Raw genomic sequence first — 20,987 nt, 5'->3', positions numbered from 1 at the left:
CGCTCAGTGACCAAGGAGCAGGAGAGAATAATAATTCCTGACAAATGACTAATGACTAATGCAAAACGTATAATCGGCTTAACTGGAGGTATTGCCACAGGCAAAACCACTGTCACTAATTATTTAGCTAGCACTTATAACCTGCCGATTTTGGATGCAGATATTTATGCTAGAGAGGCAGTATCTTTAGGTTCGCCTATTTTGGGTGCGATCGCTCAACGTTATGGCGAACAAATTTTACTACCAGATGGCAGCCTTAACCGCCAAAAGTTAGGTGAAATTATCTTTAATCGTCAAGATGAACGCAACTGGATAGACAATTTGATTCATCCTGATGTGCGCGATCGCTTTCTCAAAGCAATTGCTCAGTCTTCGTCACAAATACTGGTGTTAGTAGTGCCTCTATTATTTGAAGCTGGGATGACTGATTTGGTAACAGAAATCTGGGTAGTGCGTTGTTCTCAAGAGCAACAACTACAAAGATTGATACAACGAAACCATTTAAATACAGAACAGGCACGAGCCAGGATTAACAGCCAATTATCCATTGAAGAAAAAGTGGCTCATGCAGATGTCGTTTTAGATAACTCTTCTACCCTAGAAATACTACTGAAGCAGATAGATGTAGCTCTAGCTACGACAAGTAGTGACTAAATTATATTGATATTAAAATATATACATATATGACATTTTCAAGACATAAAAAGCTTATTAATTAATACTAGATAGTTAAGCAAAAAACTTATATTTCACCAAATATTGTCCAACAGTTAGGTGATTTTACAGTTGAATTTGCGTTTAATAGTACTGTAAATTTAAAAGAATGACTTTTAAATAAATTATAAGTTCGATTTTTTAAATGTTTTTAAGTGCCTTCTCTTCAATCATAACAGGTATGAACTTAAGTTTTAGTTTTTTAAATAAATTAGCTCTGGTTATCTCTCCAGTAACAGAATTAAAACAAAAGAATAAAATCCATGATTACAGACAACAAGTTTTTGGAGGCGACTACATATTTGAGCGCCTCAATGAAGGAACAATCGGGTACATGACTGGAGTAGGTAAAAGCGTTAAAGCTTGCGATCGCATTATTTTACGAGAAGGTTGTGAATCTTATCAATATCAAGTTGAAGAAATTGATTATTACTCGGCTCCATCTGATATGTGGATAGCTTTACTCAAGCAAATACCGAATGACTAAATATTAAAATTAACCGATTGCTTCAATTCTAGAGTTCAATACAGTTCAGAATTTAGAGATATCGTCTTCTTGGCACAATCGCGATCGTCCAACAGTAATCAAATGTGACGTAGCTGGCTGCATTATCTACACAAGTTGTACGTTGAGCGATCGCTACGATCGCAGCATAAGTATATTTTGTATAGAAAAATACTTATCGTAAACTGGAAAGTAAATTTTTTTATTTTAACTAAAAATCTAAGTAAACATACTAATACACTGTGACAGAAATTTGCTTACCTTTAACAAGGGACTTGAGTAGGGGTAATTAATGAATTGCCCCTACTTGTCTGCTTGCTTAATTGAGATGGTAGCTGGATTTGCGCCGCACTCTATTAGGCTGTGATTGGTTTATTATTCTCAGCTTAATTTCGGTCTAATCATGATCAAAAACATTACTCTAGATCCTCTAGTAACTGATATTCGGTGTGAAGAAATTTGTCAGATTTTGGGAGAGACTTACAACCAAGAACACTGGAACGATTGGCGCTGGCAAATGCGGCATCGGTTGACTAAGCTGGAACACTTTCAGAAGTTATTAAGGCTTAGTGCTACCGAAGAACAGGGACTTTTAATTGCACCAGAGAAGTTTGCTGTAGCCGTAACTCCATACTTTGCATCGCTACTCGATCCAGAAGATCCCCTTTGCCCACTACGGTTACAAGTGATACCACGACAAGAAGAACTAATAGTTAGTCCAACAGACATGGTAGATCCATGCGGTGAGGATGGCGACACTCCAGTACCAGGACTCGTACACCGCTATCCTGACCGAGTGTTGCTGCTTGCCCTAGATAGTTGTGCCGCTTATTGTCGTTACTGCACCCGCTCTCGTTTGGTGAGCCAAGGTGAGATGTACCCAGTAACGCGACGGTTGGATGCGATCGCCGCTTACTTGGAGGAACACACCGAGATCCGTGATGTGCTAATTTCCGGTGGCGATCCTCTATTGATGGCTGATGAACCTTTAGACAATTTGCTTAGGCGGCTGCGTGCCATTAAGCATATTGAATTTATCCGTATTGGTTCCCGCGTGCCGAGTTTTTTACCGCAGCGAATTACACCAGAACTGGTTGCCTTGCTTCGTAAACATCGTGTCTGGCTATCTGTGCATTTTTGTCATGTGCGGGAACTGACCCCAGAAGTCGCACAAGCTTGCGATCGCCTAGCTGATGGCGGCATTCCTCTAGGCAGTCAAACCGTGCTGTTAAAAGGTGTGAATGATTCTGAAAAAGCCCTAAAGAATCTGTTTCACGGTCTTCTTAAGCTGCGTGTGCGACCTTATTATCTTTATCAATGCGACCCAGTTGTTGGGACTGCACATCTGCGAACAAGTGTGCAAACTGGGCTTGATTTAATTTCTAAATTACGCGGTCATACTACTGGCTACGCTGTACCAACCTATGTAATTGATGCCCCTGGCGGTGGTGGCAAAGTCCCAATTCAAGCTGAGACTCTAGTTGCTTATGAGAATGGTACAGCTACAGTACGAAATTGGGCAGGTCAGACGTACACCTATGTAGATCCGGTAGAGCAGGACTAACACTATACATTTGTACGCGAGTCGATCGCCATCATCAAAAAGGGCCAGTTGGAATAGTAGTCTGCCAACCCAAAAATGCTAAGTGAGGACTGGGGAAACGGAAAAGGAGAAAGGTTAAGGGATTTAAACCCTTTCCCCCTTCCCCCTTACCCTTTACCCCGCCAAGTTCACTTGGCGAACTAATAGGTTGTGTTGAGTTCTTGGCAAACCAAAAAACTAAGTAATCGCAGGAGATTAGTTGGAATGTTGATTGTTGGTAATACAAACCTAAAAGGTCGAGGTGTCTTCGCACAGAAGCATTTTTTGAAAGGAGAACTCATTGAGAGAGTGCCAGTCGTTGTTATACCCGCAGAACAAGTTGAATTCTTAGATAAAACGATTTTAGGCAACTATTACTACGATTGGGAAGATAAAGCTGCGGCGATCGCTCTAGGTTTATCTTCCTTAATCAACCATTCCTACCATCCCAATACTTATTATGTGAAAAAATTCGCTGACCGAGAGTTGGATCTGATTGCCTATCGAGATATAGAAGCGGGAGAAGAAATCACTGCCAACTACAACGGTTCTCCTGATGATAAATCTCCTATATGGTTTGATGTTGTTGATGAAATATTTTCACTTAATTAAGGATTTAATAATTGGAATTCCTTAATTAAGATATTTGATTTGTACGTTAAAGCTAACAGAGAAAGCTTTCTCACTGGGAATTATAGGGCTATGGGGTTATTTATTGGTCTATGTTATGACCTTAAGGTGGACTATCTTCAGGCTGGTTTCAGTGCCTCTGAGGTGATGGAGTTCGACGATGAAGAAACTATCATCGGGCTAGAAGATGCACTATTGCAGTTAGGTCATCAGGTTGAACGTGTCGGTAATGGTAGACAACTTGCTCTGCGTTTGGCAAAAGGCGATCGCTGGGATCTAGTTTTCAATATTGCTGAGGGTTTAAAGGGTCGCTCTCGTGAAGCTCAAGTCCCGGCAATTTGCGAATTATTCGCTCAAGCTTACACCTTTTCCGATGCGCTTACCTGCGCCCTGACATTAGATAAGGCACTAACTAAGAGAGTAGTGCGCGATCGCGGTTTGCCGACAGCTTCTTTCGAGGTTGTGAATACTACCGCAGAAGCAGCAGTTGTGTCGCTGCCAATGCCACTTTTTCTTAAGCCTATGGCGGAAGGCAGTTCTAAAGGGGTAACTGGGCGTTCTCTTGTCAAAGAACGCGAGGAGCTAGTAAATGCTTATCAAGCGTTACACGAACTTTTTCAGCAACCAATACTCGTGGAAACCTTCCTTCCTGGTAGAGAAGTGACAGTAGGCATTATTGGCAATGGTAGTAACTCACGCGTAGTAGGTGTAATGGAAGTAAGTTTTACAGGACAAGCAGAAGCTTTCGCCTACACCACCCTCAATAAAGATCAGTATTTGGAACGGGTATCTTATCGTTTGCTCATAGATCCCGAACCACTGGCAGCACAGGCAAGGCAACTGGCGCTGGATGCTTACCATACTCTTGGTTGCCGTGATGCTGCGCGCGTGGATCTACGCTGCGATCCTAGCGGTGTGTTGCAGTTTATGGAGGTTAACCCATTGCCAGGGTTACATCATATCCGCTCAGACTTGCCAATTATGGGACGTTTGGGTGGTGTGACATATACAGAAATCATTGCCGAAATAGTCGAGTCTGCATGGCAAAGATATAAATGCTGAACAAGAGGCAGTGGGGCAGGCTGACAAGTGCAACAAACCTACACCAGTCAGCGACTTCCCCCTCGCCTCTGCCCTTTTTTATGCAATATGAAGTTGCTCAAACTAAACTACAGAGGGATGTTAGGTGATACGCTCATCTTATAGGGTGTTCAATAGTGTTACCTAACTGTGGAGAATATACTCATGAATTTATTATTTATGCAAACAGCAGCACCAGCTATAGATGCTGGCCCTCATTTTCCTGTTGCTTTTACCTTGGTGTATGTCGTTGGTTTTGTTGCCGCTGTCACCATTGGGTCAATAGCTTGGTACAACTCGAAACGCCCCGCAGGTTGGGAAAGCAAAGAACGTCCTGATTTTGTGCCTAAAGTTGATAAAGAAGAAACTCCAGGTCTGGGTGAACCTAAATAATAAGCAGTGATGAGTGCTGAGTTTAATAATCAAACTTACAGCAGCTTTCATTTATTTTGAACCACATTTTACATTATCCAGAAGCCTTGTAGAGACGTAGCACTACTACGTCTCTATATTTGTATATTAACTCCGCAAAGAGGTTACATTCATATCGTCGTTCAATCTGCGAATTAGACGGGATAACTCACGAATGATATTCACCGCAATTTCGGGAGTTTCTTCGATCGCATCATATAGTTGCTCTTGCGTCAGTTCTAAAAATTCACAAGGTTCTAGAGTCGTGGCAGTAGCAGATCGAGGTTGAGTATCGAATACTGCCATCTCACCAAAATATTTTCCCTGTTCCACCTCTGCCAACTGTTTATTCCCAATGTGAACTTTAACTCGACCGGAGACGACAATATAGAGCGATCGCCCTTCTTCTCCCTGTCGAAAGATGGTGTAATTAGCTGGGAATGACAATTCGTTCATCACTGAAGTGAGCCGCACAATAAAATCATCCCGCAATTCCTTAAAAATCGGGACTCGCCGGACAAATAATAAACGGTCAACACTGGTTAGCATAATTACAAGTTACAAATCCAACATTACTGAACATCTCAAAACTGAAGTCAGAGGGCGATTAGTCATATTACCGATGTTGAATGCTAGCCGTCAAGGATATCCGAGCCTTTATTTACCATCTGACAAGGGTTCTCTTCAATCAGAGCGATGCCTACGGCGGTAAACTACGCCTAGAAGTTTCTCAAACAATAGCTCAGTATTCAATACTACTCGTTTTGTGGATTTTGAACTCAGAATTTAGTTTAGGGAAAAGGTTATACCATTTTAGATTTTGGACTTCGGCTCCTTTCGACTTCGCTCAAGGCAAGTCGCTCAGTCGAACGATTTTAGATTTTGGATTGGGAATTACCTTGGTACGTCTGGCTTGGTGTGAATCCATCTGTCGCAATCATTAGACTTCTTGCATAAGTCGGGAAAAGGGGAAAAAGTTCTGTATTGTCCCCTTCCCCTTTAACCTTTACCCTTTTCCCCAAGAATGCAAAAAGCACAAATGCCAAGAGGTCTATTTTTCAAATTGGTATTAGAGGTTTTTCTTTCCCTTTTCCGCTCATAAGTGTGAATGGGTGAAAGCCCAAAATATATAGTGAAATTGTCAATCACTTTTATTTATCATTTTAAAAAACAAGAGTATTTGCTCTTATTTGGCTGAAAGCCATAATATTGACTTCATGAGCTCCCAAGGTACCTTGCTGAGAAAACAATCACCAATTTGATTGGAGGCGATGCCTCTAAAAATTGGGTAATTGGCTGATAAATAACGAATATCGCTCGGTTGTCGTTAGAAAAACAGTCACAAAATCTCCTAACCTGCCCTCACATCGAGAAGCAGAAAGGACTAAGACAAACAGCATTGAATTACTGTGAGCAACAATTATGGCTTGGCTAATTAGTACAGTATTGATTGGAATCTCTGTCGCTTTTGCAACTACCTTTGACGACAACTTATATTTGACAGCTTTCTTCGGAAAAGTCAATCGTAGCTTTCGTCCTAAGCATATTGTTCTCGGTGAATTTCTGGGATTTACTACTTTAGTATGTGCTAGTCTCCCTGGTTTCTTCGGTGGTCTGATTATTCCCAGCACCTGGATTGGTTTACTAGGTTTACTTCCCATCACCATTGGTATCAGTAATCTCATCAGTCGAGAAGAAGAGGGAGAGACAGTGCAAGCGGTGTCAATTGACTTAACCTCTCCTGTAAAATCTGCACGCCAGAAGAAATCACTATTAGCAACCATCCGCGATCCGCAAACTTACCGTGTTTCTGCTGTCACCATTGCCAATGGAGGAAACAACATTGGAATTTATGTACCGTTGTTTGCCAGTAGCAATCTTCCAAGTTTGGGCGTAATCGTCTGTGTTTGCTATTGCACTGTTGGGATGTGGTGCTTACTCTCTTACAACCTGACTCGTAATCCTCTGATGACTCCGGTTTTAACTCGCTATGGTCGCAAAATCTTCCCCTTTATCTTAATTTACTTGGGACTCTCTATCTTAATTAAAAGTGAAACATATCGACTTTTACCTAGTCTGGCAATGCTTGGGAATTAGGTATGAGGCGATCGCAATTCTTGATGGGTGCTATGTCCCTGAGTGTAAGCAAAAAAATCAGCGATAGTTTCCCATCCCAAAAAATTTGTTAATCACTTAAATTTATCAATATGAATAACAATAATATTTGCTCTTATCAATCAACTTATCTAAAGTGAGAATAAAGCACATTATCGATGGCTCTTATAAAAGCAACTCTACCAATAGGAAGCAGATTATGAAGGAACTAATGAATCAATTAAACTCTAAAAAATTAACTCAGTGGCTCGTAAAAGCAGTATTTCTGGTAGTTGTCGCGGGATTTACTCTGCTTATCCAGCCCAGCGCTAGAGCGCAAACACTAACACCATCCATACCTACGGAATCTGAACTAGCTCCAGTTGAATCACCAATGGAGCCTGTAACAGCACCAGTAATATCTCCGGTTGTACCCCCAATAGTGTCTGTAGCAGATAACGTTAGACATTTATTACAAACCAATGAATGTGTTGGTTGTAATCTGGCTGGGGCAATCTTAAAGGATGTAAACCTGCAAGCAGCAAACTTGGAAGGTGCTAACTTACAAAATGCAGACTTAGAAAGGGCTAACCTACAACAAACAAACTTACAAGGGGCTAACTTTCAAGGAGCAGATTTAGGCAAGGTAAACCTTTGGGGAGCAAACCTAGTGGGAGCAAACCTATTTGATGCAGACTTAGAAAAAGCCAACCTTTTGGGAGCAAACCTGCAAACAGCTAACCTACAGAACGCAGACTTTGAGAAGACGAATCTGACAAATGCAAACATTCAGGGAGCTAACCTGATGGGCGTTGATTTGGAAGATGCAATCAGACCAGAGGGATTTGCTATTCGGTAATTAAACTGAAGTTCTCCGTACAAATTTCCTAAAAAACCTTAAAAGCCTGATTCAATAATGAATACAGGCTTTATTTTAATATTTATAAGGTCGCCGCGATCGCTTCCTTTGCCACTTAATGATATAAAGCGTGTTTTATATCATATCGCTTGTGATATCATGTCCGCATAATTAGTTATGCTAACCACAGTCATTGCACCCCACCCCCAGCCCCTCCCCGCTCTTCGGGAGGGGAGACAAAGCGTAGCTTTGGCGGGGGTGGGGTTCTTCGGGTTTAATAAGTAATCAAGCGGACATGATATTACTTCTGAATTCTGCTGTATTATCAGTCATTTAATTCCATCAATTCTTTTGTTTTCAAATTAGCCGCTACAGGTTGAGAACATGCAATCTGAGGAGAAATAGAGCAAATTGCCTCTGTAGTTGTTTCAAAACAATTTGATAACCCAATTGTTTCTAACAATCCTGTACGTTCTAGTAGTTGTTGGACTTCAGGTTGTAAACCTGTGAGAATTAAGCGGCAATTGTGCCGTTCCAAGTCATGATAAATATCTTCTAAAGCTACTAATCCAGTTGTGTCCATATTTGGTACAAACCGCAACCGGAGAATTAAATATTTTACTTCCGGTTCATCGCGGAGGAAGGTAGCAAATCGTTCAGCAGCACCAAAAAATACTGGGCCATCTACACGATAAACGGCAATTTCCTTACCTAATTCCAAAGGAGTACCAGGGGGAAATACTTCGGTTTCAGGTATTTTGGCTAGGCTCAATTCGCTCATGCGTTTGATGAACAATGCTCCGGCTGCAATCAATCCCACTTCGACAGCGAGAACTAAGTCAAACAAGATTGTCACTAGCCAAGTGAGAATCATCACCGCAAAGTCGGAGTAGGTAGCACGCATCAATAAACCAATGGCTTCCCACTCAACCATCCGTAGGCTAACCACCATCAGAATCCCAGCAAGTGCTGCTAAAGGTATCTGTGCTGCTAGGGGCGCTAAAGTTAAAACAATAATCGCTAAAGCAACACCGTGAATTACCCCAGATAGTCTAGTTTTACCGCCAGAACGGACATTTACAGCAGTCCGAGCGATCGCACCTGTGGCAGGAATACCACCAAAAAATGGCACAATCATATTAGCCAAACCTTGACCAATTAATTCGCGATCGCTATTATGTTTCTCGCTAACCGTCATCCCATCAGCCACTACCGCCGATAGCAACGATTCAATACTTCCCAGTGCAGCTAAAGCCAAAGCTGGATTAATTAATTCTCGAATCACACTAAAATCATTCCAGTGGGGAATACCTTGAGGCATCGGTAAAGATTGAGGAATTGTGCCAATTGTTGGTACATTCAGATGGAAAGCAGAAGCGATCGCAGTTGCTAACACCAGTCCCACTAAAGAACCTGGTATTGTGGTATTGATTCTGGGCCACAAAAGATTAGTTGCAATCACCACAACTGCTAAGGCAACTGCTGCCCAATTAAGAGCTTCTACATGAGTTAGACTTTGCCAAAGTCCCGGCAAAAAATGTTCGCTACGCGGTAATTTTAAACCAAAGAAATTATTTAACTGACCACAAAAAATAATTACGGCAATACCATTAGTAAAACCTGCCGTTACTGGATAGGGAATAAACTTGACTAACTGTCCCAGTTTGGCAACCCCCAAGGCAATTTGGATAATTCCAGCCATCACCCCAGCAATCCAAACTTTCTCAAGCCCGTACTTGGCGACAATTCCCACCAAAACTACAGCCATTGCACCTGTTGGCCCTGTAATCTGTACTGAGGAACCACCAAAAATTGCGGCGACAATTCCCGCCACAATCGCGGTGTAAAGTCCCGCCTTTGGTTCTACACCACTGGCTACCGCAAAGGCTAAAGCCAAAGGCAATGCCACCACTGCTGCTGTTAGCCCTCCCGTCAAATCGCCACGCAGTCCACTAAACAAGCTACCCAGCCGCAAAATCTGTGGTTCTTTGAGGATATTAGATGTTGCCATATCGTCATTTTCAACTCTTATACACAATTTGCTGAAGCACACACAAATGTTATTCCATCTTTTCGGTAGATTTCATCAGGATTGTCGAAAATTCCCTGATTGCGTATGGGTTTTGGTTCAAGTTCGCCTATTTACTGATTAATAAAAGCGCAGGTTTACTTGACATAATGGATATAGTAAGTGTATATAAAGATGGCGATCGCTACAGAGTTTCTTTAGCAGGGCGATGGCCGGTAGGTTTAAAGCTCTGCGTGTTTTGGCAGATAAGCTCGAACATGAGGAAGTAAGGCACGGTAGTAGCTAGCGTCAGTGCAGCCTAAAAATTTGATGTTTTTAAGCAAATCAGCATCTTTTTAGTATTAACTTTATAATTTACATGAGTACAAATTTGGTAAATACTAATGTTGCAATCGATTGAAGGAGTGTACAAGAACGGTAATATACAACTTTTAGAGTTACCATCTGATGTATCAGAAAGCCGTGTTATTGTAACTTTTTTAGAACCCGAAAAATATCAAATCCAAAAGCAGATAATGCGGTTTGGTATGTTTTTTGGGCATAAACAATCAACAGAAAACGATTTTAAAATTACTGAATTTCATAGAGATACCGAAGACAGCTTAGACTGGTTATAGTAATATATAACCGCATCAGGATTAGTTACGATTCTTTGGTAATGAGTTAACAAAGCTGTTTGTCGGAATCGCACAAAATCATCATGTCATAGAGAGTGCGATCGCACCAAAATAGCATCGATATTTCTGTGGAATAACTTGCTTGTTAAGCTTTTTTGGATCGCGTGTAAGTTTTTTGTTCAAGTTCGCCAATTTGCTAATTAATAAAAGCGCAGGCTTGCTTGACATAATGAATATAGTATATATAGACAGTCAGAGATCGCTACAGAGTTCTTTAGCAGGGCGACGGCTAGTAGCTTTTAAAGCTCTGGCTTTTTTGTGAGGATAAACTGAGGTCATGTTAAACGCAATTTGTTATCTCAAAACTTAAGATAGCAGAAGGCTGCACTTTACACAAAATTTAAGAACAGAAAGTAAGATTTCATTGATTATTACGAGGCAGCAAAAGCGTACTTTGTTTAAACTTGAACATAGTATAATTTACTACTTTAATCTAAGTAGTATCTAGAAGAGAGAAACATTATGGGACTAGGCGATCGCATCAGCCGCATAATCAGGGCAAACCTGAACGACATGGCAGGTAATTTCAATTACGGAGAAGGCGCAGTGTTTATTGCTGGAGGAACAGCGGCTGGTGCTGTCGTTTCTCAAACCGTTGGTGGCATGGGATTAGCAGCCGCAGGAACAGCTATTGGTATTGGTGCGCCTCACTTGATGGCTACAGGAGCAGTTGCTGGTATGGCTGCTTATGGGACTAAGAAGGGAATAGAAAACCGAGATCCCTTGGTTTTGGGTGCGGCAGGACTAGGAGCGGTTGGTGGTGCTGGAGTTTCTGCCACTGTTGGAAATATGGGGTTACTTGCAGCCGGAAGCGGCTTTAGCATTGGTATGGTTCCTGTTGCTGCGGCTGGTGCAGTAGTTGGACTTGGTGCTTATGGTTTATTGAGGCTTCTTGATGGAGGTCAAGATACTAATGACCCAAAGAAAGTTATTGAATCCCTCAACCAAACACGACTAAGCATAGTGCACAACATTCATTATGTTAAAGCTAGCAAAGAAAGGGTGCAAATAAATTACAAGCAAGCTCAAAAGGAAGTCCAAACTTGGTATCGAATAGCTGTATTAGCTATGAAAAAAGAACGTGAGGATTTGGCTCGTGAAGCCTTGACTCGTAAGTATACTCACCAGCAAACTGCTGATACCCTTGAAAATCAGCTTAATCAGCTAATAACAATAATAGATAATCTCAAAAGTGACTTAAGGTTTATAGAAAGAACAACTGCCCAAATTAAAACAGAAGCAAGCTCAAGCTATGGGTGGGTTTAACAATGGCAAAAAAGGCTCCTAATGAATTCCAAAAACTGGTACGAGGGATGATTCGGAATTTTGCCGTTCTAGTGAATGAGCCAAAGCCTGCGAAAGCCAAGAAGACAGAGATTAAAAAAACAGCTTTTACCAAATCCCAATCTCAACCCAAGCAGGAAGCAAAAAAGCGATCGCGTCATATTCCCCTATCAGTTCGTTTTACAGTTCTGCGAAGAGATGGTCATAAATGTGTTTCTTGTGGAAAAAGTCCACCAGAAGTCACGCTAGAAGTTGATCATAAAGAGCCATTTTCTAAAGGAGGCACTAACGACATTAGTAACTTGCAAACGCTGTGCTTCGAGTGCAATCGTGGCAAAGGTGCAAGTAGCTGAATATAAAGGATATAAATTTCCGTCAAAGATTATAGATAGCCCTTCAGTGAATTTACTGGAGGGTATTTGCTATTCTAAAAAGACTTTATCTCAACTCAGAAAGGATAAAAACCCGATCGTACTTTGCCTTCTTTCTTCTAATTTATTCCTCTTCAAAAACAAAAACCAGTGACACAAAACTCTAAAACAGGTGTAGCATTTATTGCAGGCGGAACTATAGCAGGTGCTGGTGTTTCCGCAACAGTAGGCGGGATGGGACTAGCAGGTGGATTTGGTGCAGTTGGCATTGGTGCAACTCCTGTAGTCGGTGCTGGTGCTGTGGCTGGTGCAGCTGCTTATGGCGCTTTTAAAGCCATAGCCGAAGGAGATGCAGTTGCCTTCGCTACAATGGGAATTGGCGCAGTCGGCGGTGCAGGTGTTTATAGCGTCGTCGGTGGTATGGGTTTAGTCGCACCGAAAGTAGGGCTAGCATTTGGTATTGGTGCAGTACCGATGGCAGGAATTGGTGCAGTAGTCGGACTCGCCGCCTATGGTATTGCCAAACTGTTAGACGAATCGGAAGTTAGCGAAACTCCAGCACAGCTTTTTGAGCGGATGGAAGAGAAAGTTTTACAGATGGGCTACTATTCCGAAGCAGTGATGGAATTAGAAGCATTTTTATCGGGTGATGATCTCAACCAAAAATTTGCTGTTTTGGAAGTTGAAAATGAGTTACAAGCACTTAAAGCTGAATTCAAAAAAAAATCAGAATTTGTTACGCCTAAAGCTTCTACTCCCAATATTGAACCAGAAAAAATATCTCTGACAACGCAGCTACCTGAAACCTGGAGATGTGTACGCATACTCAAAGGACACTTAGCGGCAGTTAATGCGATCGCAATCAGTCCTGATGGTACTACCTTAATCAGTGGCAGTGATGACAGACAAGTTAATTTGTGGAACTTGAAAACCGGAAAATGGTTTTATACATTCTCTGGACAAGCAGAAGCAGTTTTATCTGTTGCAATCAGTCCTGATGGACAGCAAATTGCAAGCGGTAGTGTAGATCGCAAAATCAGCAGTTGGCAGATAGACACAAAAAAATTTTTCCAAACATACTTTTATTTAAACTCTAGCTATAGTCATAATGGTTTTGTTAACTCAGTAGCCTACAGTCCTGATGGGGCAATTCTTGCAAGTGGTGCTGCCGATAAGACGATTAGAATTTGGGGACGCTACACGGGAACAGTAAAACGTACTTTGAATGGACACTCAGATGCAGTTTTATCTGTCGCCATTAGTCCTGATGGTAAAATTATTGCAAGTGGTAGCGCAGATCAAACTATTAAGCTTTGGGATACCAAAACTTGGGAACAATGCTACATTCTCAGCGAACATTTGGGTGCAGTAAATACAGTCGCCATCAGTTTTAATAGTCAAACTCTTATTAGTGGTAGTACAGACACCACAATTAAACTGTGGAATCTCCCAACTGGAGAATTAATTTCTACTCTGACTGGACACTCAACGGCGGTTTTGTCCGTTGCCATTAGCCCTGATGGAAAAACCCTCGCCAGTGCCAGCAGAGACGGTACAATCAAACTTTGGAAGCTCCCCACTGGGGAACTACTACAAAATCTTTCCGGGTGTAATCCCGTTGCTTTCAGCCCTGATGGTAAAACGCTAGTAAGCGGCGCTAATGGTGGAAGCATCAAGATTTGGAGTCAATTTACTCTCGACTCTAAATTATCCGGGGAATGGTGGGAAGTCTTAGGCGTAAATCAGAGCGATCGCCCCAATGTTGTTAAAATTGCCTACCGCCGATTAGCAAGATTGTATCATCCTGATGTTAATAGTTCTGCGATCGCAAAAGCCTCAATGCAAGCAATTAATCGAGCTTATAAAGAATTCCAACAGCAGGTAATATAAAGTTAGCAGTTTATCCATGCTAGTCAAAATATGAATAATCTTTGAGGAAATAGTGTCATGTTTCAACATTTAGTAGAGTCGATAAATTTTGAAGAATTCGTAGAATTCAAACCGGAAAAAGGCAGATATGAATTACATAAAAGAGCAATAGTTGAAATACAGCCGACAGGGGAACATGAGTTAGTTAGAGCATTTCTAATTAGAGAACTCAATTTTGAAATTCGCAGGTTTAACCTAGCTTATTCGATTCCTGCTCAAGCATTAATCAAATCTGTTGATAAAAAATCTGGTTATATTCCAGATGTGCTGGTATTGAATATCCCTAACTTAATTAATGAACCACTTTGGAAAAAATCATCAACAGTTACTCAAGCGGCATCAATTCCATTAGTAGTAGAAGTTGTGAGTACAAATTGGCGAGATGATTACTTTCTAAAATTTGCGGAATATGAGGAAATTGGGATTTTAGAATATTGGATTGTTGACTATGCTGCTCTTGGTGGAAAACGGTTTATTGGCAATCCCAAACAACCAGCAATATCAGTTTACAGATTAGTAGAAGGCGAGTACCAAGTAACTCGGTTTTGTGGTAATGATCAAATTCAATCACCAACTTTAACAGAGCTAAATCTAACTGCTGAACAAGTGTTTAAGGCTGCTTCGGGAGAACAGTAATGAACATTGTGCTAATACTGAGTACTTATGTACTGAGTATATTCTCTGCACATTATGGGCGGTATTGCGACTTAGCACTCTTGATTATTTTTGACGCACTCCGATAAACTTCCCGTATCATGTGTCAGCAGAGTAAGATATTTAACCCTTGAGAAGTATTGACATATTAAAAAATTTGAGAATTCATCTTGCATATTCTGAAAAAACATTATAAATTATTAGATAATAGGGGAATAACCTGACTTATTAGTGTCAAAAACTAATCCTGCTCAAGTAAATACACTGCAACCAGTTTGAACTTCACACAAAGCCTAAACAGCACTGAAGATATGTTTTTGTTTGGTAAAGCAAAGATTCTGGACAGACAAGGGAACAATAAATAATCTAAAAATATATCTTATGTGACTGTTTTTAGGAATCATGTTACTACTTGCGGTGGAGAGCAACAACTAGAATTCACCAAAATAGTAATAGATTACAAGCAATTAACTAACAATAAATCTGCTAATATTTATGCAAATTTATTTCTTGTTAGTTGATTATTTTTTTGCCCAATTATCTTTGCTATTCAAAGAATCGTTTTTGTTATGCTGAGAATAGCAAAAATAATAAATGAAGACACATCTACCACAAATTCACAATCCTTATGGAGTTATTCTGGCAATGTACATAAACGAATTGGAAACTACTGAGAATTTAAAAGAAGTCGAAGAAGCATGGCTAGCACTAGAAAAATCAATTCTCTATTATCAAGGTCGCCCTGTTGGAACAGTAGCGGCTTATGATGCTTCTGTAGAAGCGCTCAATTATGACCAGTGCTTTATCCGAGATTTTGTCTCTTCAGCTCTAATTTTTCTGATTAAAGGTAGAAGCGATATTGTTCGTAATTTCTTAGAAGAAACCTTAAAGTTACAGCCTAAAGAAAAGGCATTAGATGCCTATAAGCCAGGAAGAGGATTAATCCCAGCTAGCTTTAAAGTAGTATCAGAAAATGGGCAAGAATATTTAGAAGCCGACTTTGGAGAACATGCGATCGCTAGAGTTACACCTGTAGATTCTTGCCTATGGTGGATTATTTTATTGCGCGCTTATGTAGTCTCCACAAAAGATTTTTCTCTCGCCTATCAACCTGAATTCCAAAATGGGATCAGGTTAATCATGGAAATCTGTTTGGCGAATCGTTTTGATATGTACCCAACGCTGTTGGTTCCAGATGGCGCTTGTATGATTGACCGTCGTATGGGCATTTATGGACATCCTTTAGAATTACAAGTCCTCTTTTACACGGCATTGCGTGCATCTCGTGAACTGCTAATTTGTCAAGGTAATTCTGATATTGTTGAAGCCATTGATAACCGTTTGCCTCTTTTATGCGCTCATATTCGCCAGCATTATTGGATAGATATTAATCGTCTGAATGCAATTTATCGCTTTAAAAGTGAAGAATATGGCAAGGCTGCTGTTAATCTATTCAACATATATGTAGATTCTGTTCCTTATTATGAATTGGACAAGTGGCTACCAAAAAAAGGTGGTTATCTAGCAGGTAATGTTGGCCCATCGCAGCTAGATACTCGCTTCTTTTCACTCGGAAACTTAATGGCAATCATTTCCGACTTAGCCACCGAAGAACAATCACAAGCGATTATGACTCTCATTGAGGAACGATGGGATGATTTGGTGGGAGATATGCCAATGAAAATTTGTTTCCCAGCTTTGGAACATGAAGAATACAGAATTGTGACTGGATGTGACCCCAAAAATATACCTTGGTCGTATCATAATGCTGGTAGTTGGCCTGTTTTAATGTGGATGTTGGCGGCGGCGGCGGTAAAAACTAATAGAACAAATCTTGCACAAAAGGCGATTGAAACTGCCCAAGGACGCCTCAGTACAGATGAATGGCCAGAGTATTACGATGGGAAAAAAGGGCGACTGATTGGGAAACAAGCTCGGAAATATCAAACTTGGACAATCACTGGGTTCTTATTAGCAAAAGAACTGATGGCAAACCACACATATTTACCATTAATCAGCTTTGGAAAATTACCCGCAGAACAAGTTTCTAGAGCGTGTGAGTTTGAAATTGCCAGTGTAGACCCATATATGACTTGATAGGGAAGTTATTCAATTTTAGATTTTAGATTTTGGATTTTAGATTTTTACTTCAATCCAAATTCAAATCTAAAATTGATAGAGTTAGGAGTTATTCAATTTTGGATTTTAGATTTTAGATTTTTACTTCAATCCAAAATCCAAAATTCAAAATCTAAAATTGGCAGAGTTGGGAGTTAGAATACAAAAGCCTCCTGACTCCTGAATCGTGTTTTCATGACAAACCCCCGTCAATTAGCTTTTATCGCCCTGCGAGATGTTCACAAGGGGGCTTATGCTGATGTTGCTCTAGATAGAGTGCTGCAAAAAGTTAATTTGCCTGATTGCGATCGCCGCTTGGTGACAGAATTGGTTTATGGGAGCGTCAGAAGGCAGCGCACCCTGGATACTCTCATCGATCAATTCGCTAAAAAGAAATCTCATCAACAACCACAAGACCTCCGCACTATCTTACATCTGGGCTTCTACCAGCTGCGTTATCAAGAGCGTATTCCCGCCTCAGCTGCTGTTAATACCACAGTCCAACTCGCTAAAGAAAACGGTTTTTCTGGACTCACGGGTTTTGTTAACGGTCTATTACGCCAGTATTTAAGACAAGCGGGGGAGCAGGGGGGCAGCACTTCTCTACGAGAGGCTGCGCCAACGGCTACGCTCAGTGACCAAGGGGCAGGGGGGCAGAGGAGCAGGGGGGCAGAGGAGAAAGATTCTTTGTTAGTTCCCCAGTCCTCAGTTACCCATTTCGATCCGTTAGAACTTCCAGAAAACCCTGTGGAACGCTTGGGCATTTTACACAGTTTTCCTGACTGGATTATTCAAGTTTGGTTGGAACAACTGGGTTTGGCTGAGACAGAACAACTCTGTGAATGGATGAACCAATCACCAACTATTGACTTACGAATTAATCCACTTCGCACTTCCATTGAGGAAGTTGAGGCGGCTTTGCAATCTGTCGGTATTTTGGTGAGACGGATTCCTCATTTACCCCAAGCTTTACGATTTATTGGTAACACTGGATCAATTCAAAAACTACCTGGTTTTAAAGAAGGGTGGTGGACTGTACAAGATAGTAGCGCTCAATTAGTTGGTCATTTGCTCGACCCCCAACCAGGTGAGGTGGTAATTGATGCCTGTGCTGCACCAGGGGGGAAAACAACCCACATTGCTGAATTAATGGCAGATAAAGGTAAAATTTGGGCTTGCGATCGCACTCCTTCTCGTCTTCGCAAACTCCAAGAAAATTCTCAACGGCTAAATTTACAATCTATTCAAATTTACACTGGCGACAGCCGCCACTTTGCCCAATTTCAAAACACCGCAGACCGTGTATTACTTGATGCTCCATGTTCTGGTTTGGGAACTATGCACCGTCATGCTGATGCACGTTGGCGACAGACACCAGAATCCGTCCGAGAACTTTCGGTGCTGCAACGAGAATTACTAACACATACCTCAACTTTTGTCAAACCTGGTGGTGTATTAGTTTATGCCACCTGTACATTGCATCCGGCAGAAAATGAAGAAGTGATTTCGGCGTTTTTGTCTGAGTCGCCTGATTGGCAAATTGAGTCTCCTAGCGGCGTTGAGTTACCTGATTCTACCGAGAGGACACCTCAAGGTTGGTTTAAACTTTGGCCCCATCGACAGGACATGGATGGTTTTTTTATGGTGCGCTTAAGAAAAACCAATAATTCCGAGTGAATACTGCTTAGGATTGTACGATTTGGTGGAGGCCTGAATCTACCAGAGGAGGCAGCAATGGTTTCCCCTTCCAATGTGAAAAACTTAGTTAAAATCCTGATTGGAGCAGCCTGGATTGATGGCAGAATCCAGCCAGAAGAACGGCAATATCTCCGCGAAATAGCTCAAGCAAAAGGTTTAGCTAACGACCCAGAAATTAAGCCTTGGCTGTACGAATTAGTTCCTGTACAGCCAAAAGAATGCTATAACTGGGTGCGAGAGTATCTAGGCGATCGCCCCAGTCTTGAAGATTGCGAAAATCTGATTGAAGCCATCAGTGGTTTAATTTATAGCGATGGTGAAGTTGCCGTCGAAGAAGCCAGACTCCTGACAGAATTGCAGGATATAGCGAAGCCGAATGAGTCAAATCAACCAGCTCACACTGCGCTTCTCAAACAAATTCAAAAGCTTTACCGCCGTTGGGTTGAAGTCCAAAACTAACATGGAACTATGAGTTGATCCAAAAGGAGGCGGTGAATTATCTCACTGCCTTTTTGTGTATCTTTGTCCCCATACTCCGCGATAAATCAAATAAAAGGGAAAAGGTTAAAGGTTAAAGGGGAAAGGGGAAAGGGATGATGATTGTCGCGCCACAAGAGGCGAGGTTTTTACCTTCCCCATAAAATTTGGATTATTTCGCGCCACAAGAGGCGAGGTTTTTACCTTTCCCCCTTCCCCTTCTTTATAAATCAAGACGCGATAAATCGCGTCTCTACATGAGGGTTTTGCGGTTATCTGAACTGTGTTGGCTTAAATCCACGTTCCTGAAGATGCTACTTTTAGACATTCTTTAAGAAACTGCTGGGGAATTTCTCTACTTTCTCCCCAATGCTGATGAACATAAGAAGCATGAATATTTGCAGGTAAACCCCATCCTTCGCATCCCATATTTTCTTCACAATCGTAGCGAGAGGTTTTAAATAGGGGTTGAGTGGGAGTTAAGGTTAAATGGGAACGATGAAACTCATGTCCGTAAACAGTCGTATTTGCCTTAACTAACAAATTATCTTGCAAAGCGACTGCACGACGATAGCCCAAAGTTAAACGTCCACCCATCACAGCAGATGTCGGTAGCACTCCCGCCATTGACCAAGATTTACCTTCAAAATCGATAATTTGCTCGCACAAATACATTAATCCGCCACATTCGGCAACTGTAGGTATTCCTTGAAGTATTGCTGTTTTCACTGCATGACGAACGCGAGAATTTTCTGCTAATTGCTGGGCAAAAACTTCCGGGAAACCACCGCCAAAATACATTCCCTGGATATCTTTTGGTATGTCAGCATCTTCTAAGGGACTCCAGAAAACCAATTCTGCACCAAGCTGTTGCAGTAAATCAAGATTGTCTTGGTAATAAAAATTAAAAGCGCGATCGCGGGCTACTGCAATCCTAACTGGGGATAAGGGAGATAAGGAGGCTGAAACAGAGGGAAAAAGGGGTTCTGATTTTAACAAAGGTAATAAGCGTTGCCAATCAAAGCAACTATCTCCTAAATCCGCGAGGCGATCGATTAAAGCATTGAGTTCGGGAAGTTCGGCTGTGGGTACTAAACCCAAATGGCGATCGGGAATTGTAATGTTATCTTGACGGCGCATTACGCCGAGAATGGGTAATTGTAAGGGTTCTAGGGAATCTTTGAGAAGAGAGAGATGGCGATCGCTCCCGACGCGATTTAATACTACCCCAGCTATTTTAATTCGGGGATCAAAAGATCGATAGCCATGAGCGATCGCAGCCACAGAACCAGATAAACGACTGCAATCAATCACCAACACCACAGGTAAATTTAACAGCCGTGCAATGTGTGCCGTACTCGCAAAATCAGTAGGGGATTGGGCATGATTATTCTCCTTGTCCCCATGCCCCACGCCCACTTGCCCTGAGCGAAGTCGAAGGGATTCCCCATGCCCAATTCCATCAAACAACCCCATTACCCCTTCCACTAGGGCGTATTCACTCAGTTGGCCATGATGGGCGAAACATTGCTGAACGTAGGCTTCGGAAGTCAGTACGGGGTCTAAATTGCGACAGGCACGACCAGTTACGTGTTGATGAAACATTGGATCGATGTAGTCTGGCCCTACCTTAAAAGATTGCACCAGGCGATCGCGACGGCGTAAAGATGCTAAAAGGGTGAGCGTGACTGTTGTCTTACCCACCCCACTACGTTCCCCAGCAATGACTAAAGCCATAAATGAAACAAATTAGGTTTTTATGCAGCAACTATTTCGATTATTGGCTGTGTGTCTATCGTCACTTTTTGCAAAAGCAGATGCACCAGTTTATTAAACCGACTAACTCAAACTTATACCAATTAGAAACAAGAAAAC

Annotated in this window: 20 protein-coding genes and 1 pseudogene; 17 read left to right on the top strand and 4 right to left on the bottom strand. The window is 41.6% G+C overall.

Features of this window, described 5'->3' with window-relative positions:
* Positions 1 to 51 precede the first annotated feature (51 nt).
* From coaE to psb35, 6 genes are all read left to right on the top strand, one after another.
* Positions 52 to 654 carry a dephospho-CoA kinase gene (gene coaE, locus V7K45_RS15395; RefSeq protein WP_335004806.1) on the top strand — a complete coding sequence of 201 codons (603 nt, stop codon included), beginning with the start codon at positions 52 to 54 and terminating at the stop codon, positions 652 to 654.
* Between the two features lie 241 nt (positions 655 to 895).
* Complete coding sequence (locus V7K45_RS15390) at positions 896 to 1,201, top strand: hypothetical protein (RefSeq protein WP_335004804.1); 306 nt, start codon at positions 896 to 898, stop codon at positions 1,199 to 1,201.
* A 421-nt stretch (positions 1,202 to 1,622) separates the two neighbouring features.
* Positions 1,623 to 2,783, top strand: a complete 1,161-nt coding sequence (locus V7K45_RS15385; protein ID WP_335004802.1) for a KamA family radical SAM protein — start codon at positions 1,623 to 1,625, stop codon at positions 2,781 to 2,783.
* A 243-nt stretch (positions 2,784 to 3,026) separates the two neighbouring features.
* Complete coding sequence (locus V7K45_RS15380) at positions 3,027 to 3,413, top strand: SET domain-containing protein (protein WP_335004800.1); 387 nt, start codon at positions 3,027 to 3,029, stop codon at positions 3,411 to 3,413.
* A gap of 90 nt (positions 3,414 to 3,503) precedes the next feature.
* Complete coding sequence (locus V7K45_RS15375) at positions 3,504 to 4,493, top strand: D-alanine--D-alanine ligase family protein (protein WP_335004798.1); 990 nt, start codon at positions 3,504 to 3,506, stop codon at positions 4,491 to 4,493.
* A 183-nt stretch (positions 4,494 to 4,676) separates the two neighbouring features.
* Positions 4,677 to 4,904 carry a photosystem II assembly protein Psb35 gene (gene psb35 / locus V7K45_RS15370; RefSeq protein ID WP_335004796.1) on the top strand — a complete coding sequence of 76 codons (228 nt, stop codon included), beginning with the start codon at positions 4,677 to 4,679 and terminating at the stop codon, positions 4,902 to 4,904.
* A 126-nt stretch (positions 4,905 to 5,030) separates the two neighbouring features.
* Here psb35 and V7K45_RS15365 read toward each other — a convergent pair whose 3' ends face one another.
* Complete coding sequence (locus tag V7K45_RS15365) at positions 5,031 to 5,471, bottom strand: Crp/Fnr family transcriptional regulator (protein WP_069074674.1); 441 nt, start codon at positions 5,469 to 5,471, stop codon at positions 5,031 to 5,033.
* An 80-nt stretch (positions 5,472 to 5,551) separates the two neighbouring features.
* Here V7K45_RS15365 and V7K45_RS15360 point away from each other — a divergent pair, with 80 nt between their 5' ends.
* The 3 genes from V7K45_RS15360 (at position 5,552) to V7K45_RS15350 (ending at position 7,875) form a co-directional block, all read left to right on the top strand.
* Positions 5,552 to 5,866 carry a hypothetical protein gene (locus V7K45_RS15360; RefSeq protein ID WP_335004794.1) on the top strand — a complete coding sequence of 105 codons (315 nt, stop codon included), beginning with the start codon at positions 5,552 to 5,554 and terminating at the stop codon, positions 5,864 to 5,866.
* Positions 5,867 to 6,344: 478 nt separating this feature from the next.
* Positions 6,345 to 7,019 carry a cadmium resistance transporter gene (locus V7K45_RS15355; RefSeq protein ID WP_335004792.1) on the top strand — a complete coding sequence of 225 codons (675 nt, stop codon included), beginning with the start codon at positions 6,345 to 6,347 and terminating at the stop codon, positions 7,017 to 7,019.
* 229 nt (positions 7,020 to 7,248) lie between these two features.
* The gene (locus tag V7K45_RS15350; RefSeq protein WP_335004790.1) at positions 7,249 to 7,875 is read left to right on the top strand and encodes a pentapeptide repeat-containing protein; all 627 of its coding nucleotides are present in this window, start codon (positions 7,249 to 7,251) and stop codon (positions 7,873 to 7,875) included.
* 325 nt (positions 7,876 to 8,200) lie between these two features.
* Here the strand turns inward: V7K45_RS15350 and V7K45_RS15345 are convergent, their stop codons facing one another.
* A complete protein-coding gene (locus tag V7K45_RS15345; RefSeq protein ID WP_335004788.1) occupies positions 8,201 to 9,886 on the bottom strand; it encodes a SulP family inorganic anion transporter in 1,686 nt (561 codons plus the stop codon).
* Between the two features lie 401 nt (positions 9,887 to 10,287).
* Here V7K45_RS15345 and V7K45_RS15340 point away from each other — a divergent pair, with 401 nt between their 5' ends.
* On the top strand, positions 10,288 to 10,521 hold the full coding sequence (locus tag V7K45_RS15340; RefSeq protein ID WP_335004786.1) for a hypothetical protein: 234 nt from the start codon (positions 10,288 to 10,290) through the stop codon (positions 10,519 to 10,521).
* 199 nt (positions 10,522 to 10,720) lie between these two features.
* On the opposite strand, the pseudogene V7K45_RS32995 reads toward V7K45_RS15340, so the two are convergent.
* Positions 10,721 to 10,860: pseudogene (locus V7K45_RS32995) on the bottom strand (Coenzyme F420 hydrogenase/dehydrogenase, beta subunit C-terminal domain); the annotation flags it as partial.
* 183 nt (positions 10,861 to 11,043) lie between these two features.
* Here V7K45_RS32995 and V7K45_RS15335 point away from each other — a divergent pair.
* The 7 genes from V7K45_RS15335 (at position 11,044) to V7K45_RS15305 (ending at position 19,094) form a co-directional block, all read left to right on the top strand.
* Positions 11,044 to 11,847 carry a PspA/IM30 family protein gene (locus V7K45_RS15335; protein WP_194046522.1) on the top strand — a complete coding sequence of 268 codons (804 nt, stop codon included), beginning with the start codon at positions 11,044 to 11,046 and terminating at the stop codon, positions 11,845 to 11,847.
* 2 nt (positions 11,848 to 11,849) lie between these two features.
* Positions 11,850 to 12,218: an HNH endonuclease gene (locus tag V7K45_RS15330; RefSeq protein ID WP_322744023.1), complete on the top strand. Its 369-nt coding sequence runs from the start codon at positions 11,850 to 11,852 to the stop codon at positions 12,216 to 12,218.
* 168 nt (positions 12,219 to 12,386) lie between these two features.
* Complete coding sequence (locus tag V7K45_RS15325; protein ID WP_335004783.1) at positions 12,387 to 14,126, top strand: DnaJ domain-containing protein; 1,740 nt, start codon at positions 12,387 to 12,389, stop codon at positions 14,124 to 14,126.
* Positions 14,127 to 14,183: 57 nt separating this feature from the next.
* On the top strand, positions 14,184 to 14,801 hold the full coding sequence (locus V7K45_RS15320; protein ID WP_335004781.1) for a Uma2 family endonuclease: 618 nt from the start codon (positions 14,184 to 14,186) through the stop codon (positions 14,799 to 14,801).
* Between the two features lie 663 nt (positions 14,802 to 15,464).
* Entirely contained in the window at positions 15,465 to 16,916 is a 1,452-nt protein-coding gene (locus tag V7K45_RS15315; protein ID WP_335004921.1) for a glycoside hydrolase 100 family protein, read from the top strand.
* Positions 16,917 to 17,132: 216 nt separating this feature from the next.
* Positions 17,133 to 18,614 (top strand): 16S rRNA (cytosine(967)-C(5))-methyltransferase, encoded by a 1,482-nt coding sequence (locus V7K45_RS15310; protein WP_335004779.1) that lies wholly within the window; start codon positions 17,133 to 17,135, stop codon positions 18,612 to 18,614.
* A gap of 57 nt (positions 18,615 to 18,671) precedes the next feature.
* On the top strand, positions 18,672 to 19,094 hold the full coding sequence (locus V7K45_RS15305; protein ID WP_335004777.1) for a tellurite resistance TerB family protein: 423 nt from the start codon (positions 18,672 to 18,674) through the stop codon (positions 19,092 to 19,094).
* Positions 19,095 to 19,403: 309 nt separating this feature from the next.
* Here the strand turns inward: V7K45_RS15305 and V7K45_RS15300 are convergent, their stop codons facing one another.
* Entirely contained in the window at positions 19,404 to 20,849 is a 1,446-nt protein-coding gene (locus tag V7K45_RS15300) for a cobyrinate a,c-diamide synthase (RefSeq protein WP_335004775.1), read from the bottom strand.
* Between the last annotated feature and the right edge of the window lie 138 nt (positions 20,850 to 20,987).

Source organism: Nostoc sp. (assembly GCF_036917375.1).
GTDB lineage: Bacteria > Cyanobacteriota > Cyanobacteriia > Cyanobacteriales > Nostocaceae > Nostoc.
This window is presented reverse-complemented; position numbering and strand designations above follow the sequence as displayed.

What these genes read in the sequence shown, in the direction of transcription:
- V7K45_RS15310 (WP_335004779.1), top strand. Translation starts at nt 17,133, where the DNA reads ATGACAAACCCCCGTCAATTAGCTTTTATCGCCCTGCGAGATGTTCAC.
- V7K45_RS15330 (WP_322744023.1), top strand. Translation starts at nt 11,850, where the DNA reads ATGGCAAAAAAGGCTCCTAATGAATTCCAAAAACTGGTACGAGGGATG.
- V7K45_RS15335 (WP_194046522.1), top strand. Translation starts at nt 11,044, where the DNA reads ATGGGACTAGGCGATCGCATCAGCCGCATAATCAGGGCAAACCTGAAC.
- V7K45_RS15300 (WP_335004775.1), bottom strand. Translation starts at nt 20,849, where the DNA reads ATGGCTTTAGTCATTGCTGGGGAACGTAGTGGGGTGGGTAAGACAACA.
- V7K45_RS15380 (WP_335004800.1), top strand. Translation starts at nt 3,027, where the DNA reads ATGTTGATTGTTGGTAATACAAACCTAAAAGGTCGAGGTGTCTTCGCA.
- V7K45_RS15350 (WP_335004790.1), top strand. Translation starts at nt 7,249, where the DNA reads ATGAATCAATTAAACTCTAAAAAATTAACTCAGTGGCTCGTAAAAGCA.
- V7K45_RS15390 (WP_335004804.1), top strand. Translation starts at nt 896, where the DNA reads ATGAACTTAAGTTTTAGTTTTTTAAATAAATTAGCTCTGGTTATCTCT.
- V7K45_RS15315 (WP_335004921.1), top strand. Translation starts at nt 15,465, where the DNA reads ATGTACATAAACGAATTGGAAACTACTGAGAATTTAAAAGAAGTCGAA.
- V7K45_RS15360 (WP_335004794.1), top strand. Translation starts at nt 5,552, where the DNA reads ATGCTAGCCGTCAAGGATATCCGAGCCTTTATTTACCATCTGACAAGG.
- V7K45_RS15345 (WP_335004788.1), bottom strand. Translation starts at nt 9,886, where the DNA reads ATGGCAACATCTAATATCCTCAAAGAACCACAGATTTTGCGGCTGGGT.
- V7K45_RS15305 (WP_335004777.1), top strand. Translation starts at nt 18,672, where the DNA reads ATGGTTTCCCCTTCCAATGTGAAAAACTTAGTTAAAATCCTGATTGGA.
- coaE (WP_335004806.1), top strand. Translation starts at nt 52, where the DNA reads ATGACTAATGCAAAACGTATAATCGGCTTAACTGGAGGTATTGCCACA.
- V7K45_RS15340 (WP_335004786.1), top strand. Translation starts at nt 10,288, where the DNA reads ATGTTGCAATCGATTGAAGGAGTGTACAAGAACGGTAATATACAACTT.
- V7K45_RS15365 (WP_069074674.1), bottom strand. Translation starts at nt 5,471, where the DNA reads ATGCTAACCAGTGTTGACCGTTTATTATTTGTCCGGCGAGTCCCGATT.
- V7K45_RS15375 (WP_335004798.1), top strand. Translation starts at nt 3,504, where the DNA reads ATGGGGTTATTTATTGGTCTATGTTATGACCTTAAGGTGGACTATCTT.
- V7K45_RS15355 (WP_335004792.1), top strand. Translation starts at nt 6,345, where the DNA reads ATGGCTTGGCTAATTAGTACAGTATTGATTGGAATCTCTGTCGCTTTT.
- psb35 (WP_335004796.1), top strand. Translation starts at nt 4,677, where the DNA reads ATGAATTTATTATTTATGCAAACAGCAGCACCAGCTATAGATGCTGGC.
- V7K45_RS15320 (WP_335004781.1), top strand. Translation starts at nt 14,184, where the DNA reads ATGTTTCAACATTTAGTAGAGTCGATAAATTTTGAAGAATTCGTAGAA.
- V7K45_RS15385 (WP_335004802.1), top strand. Translation starts at nt 1,623, where the DNA reads ATGATCAAAAACATTACTCTAGATCCTCTAGTAACTGATATTCGGTGT.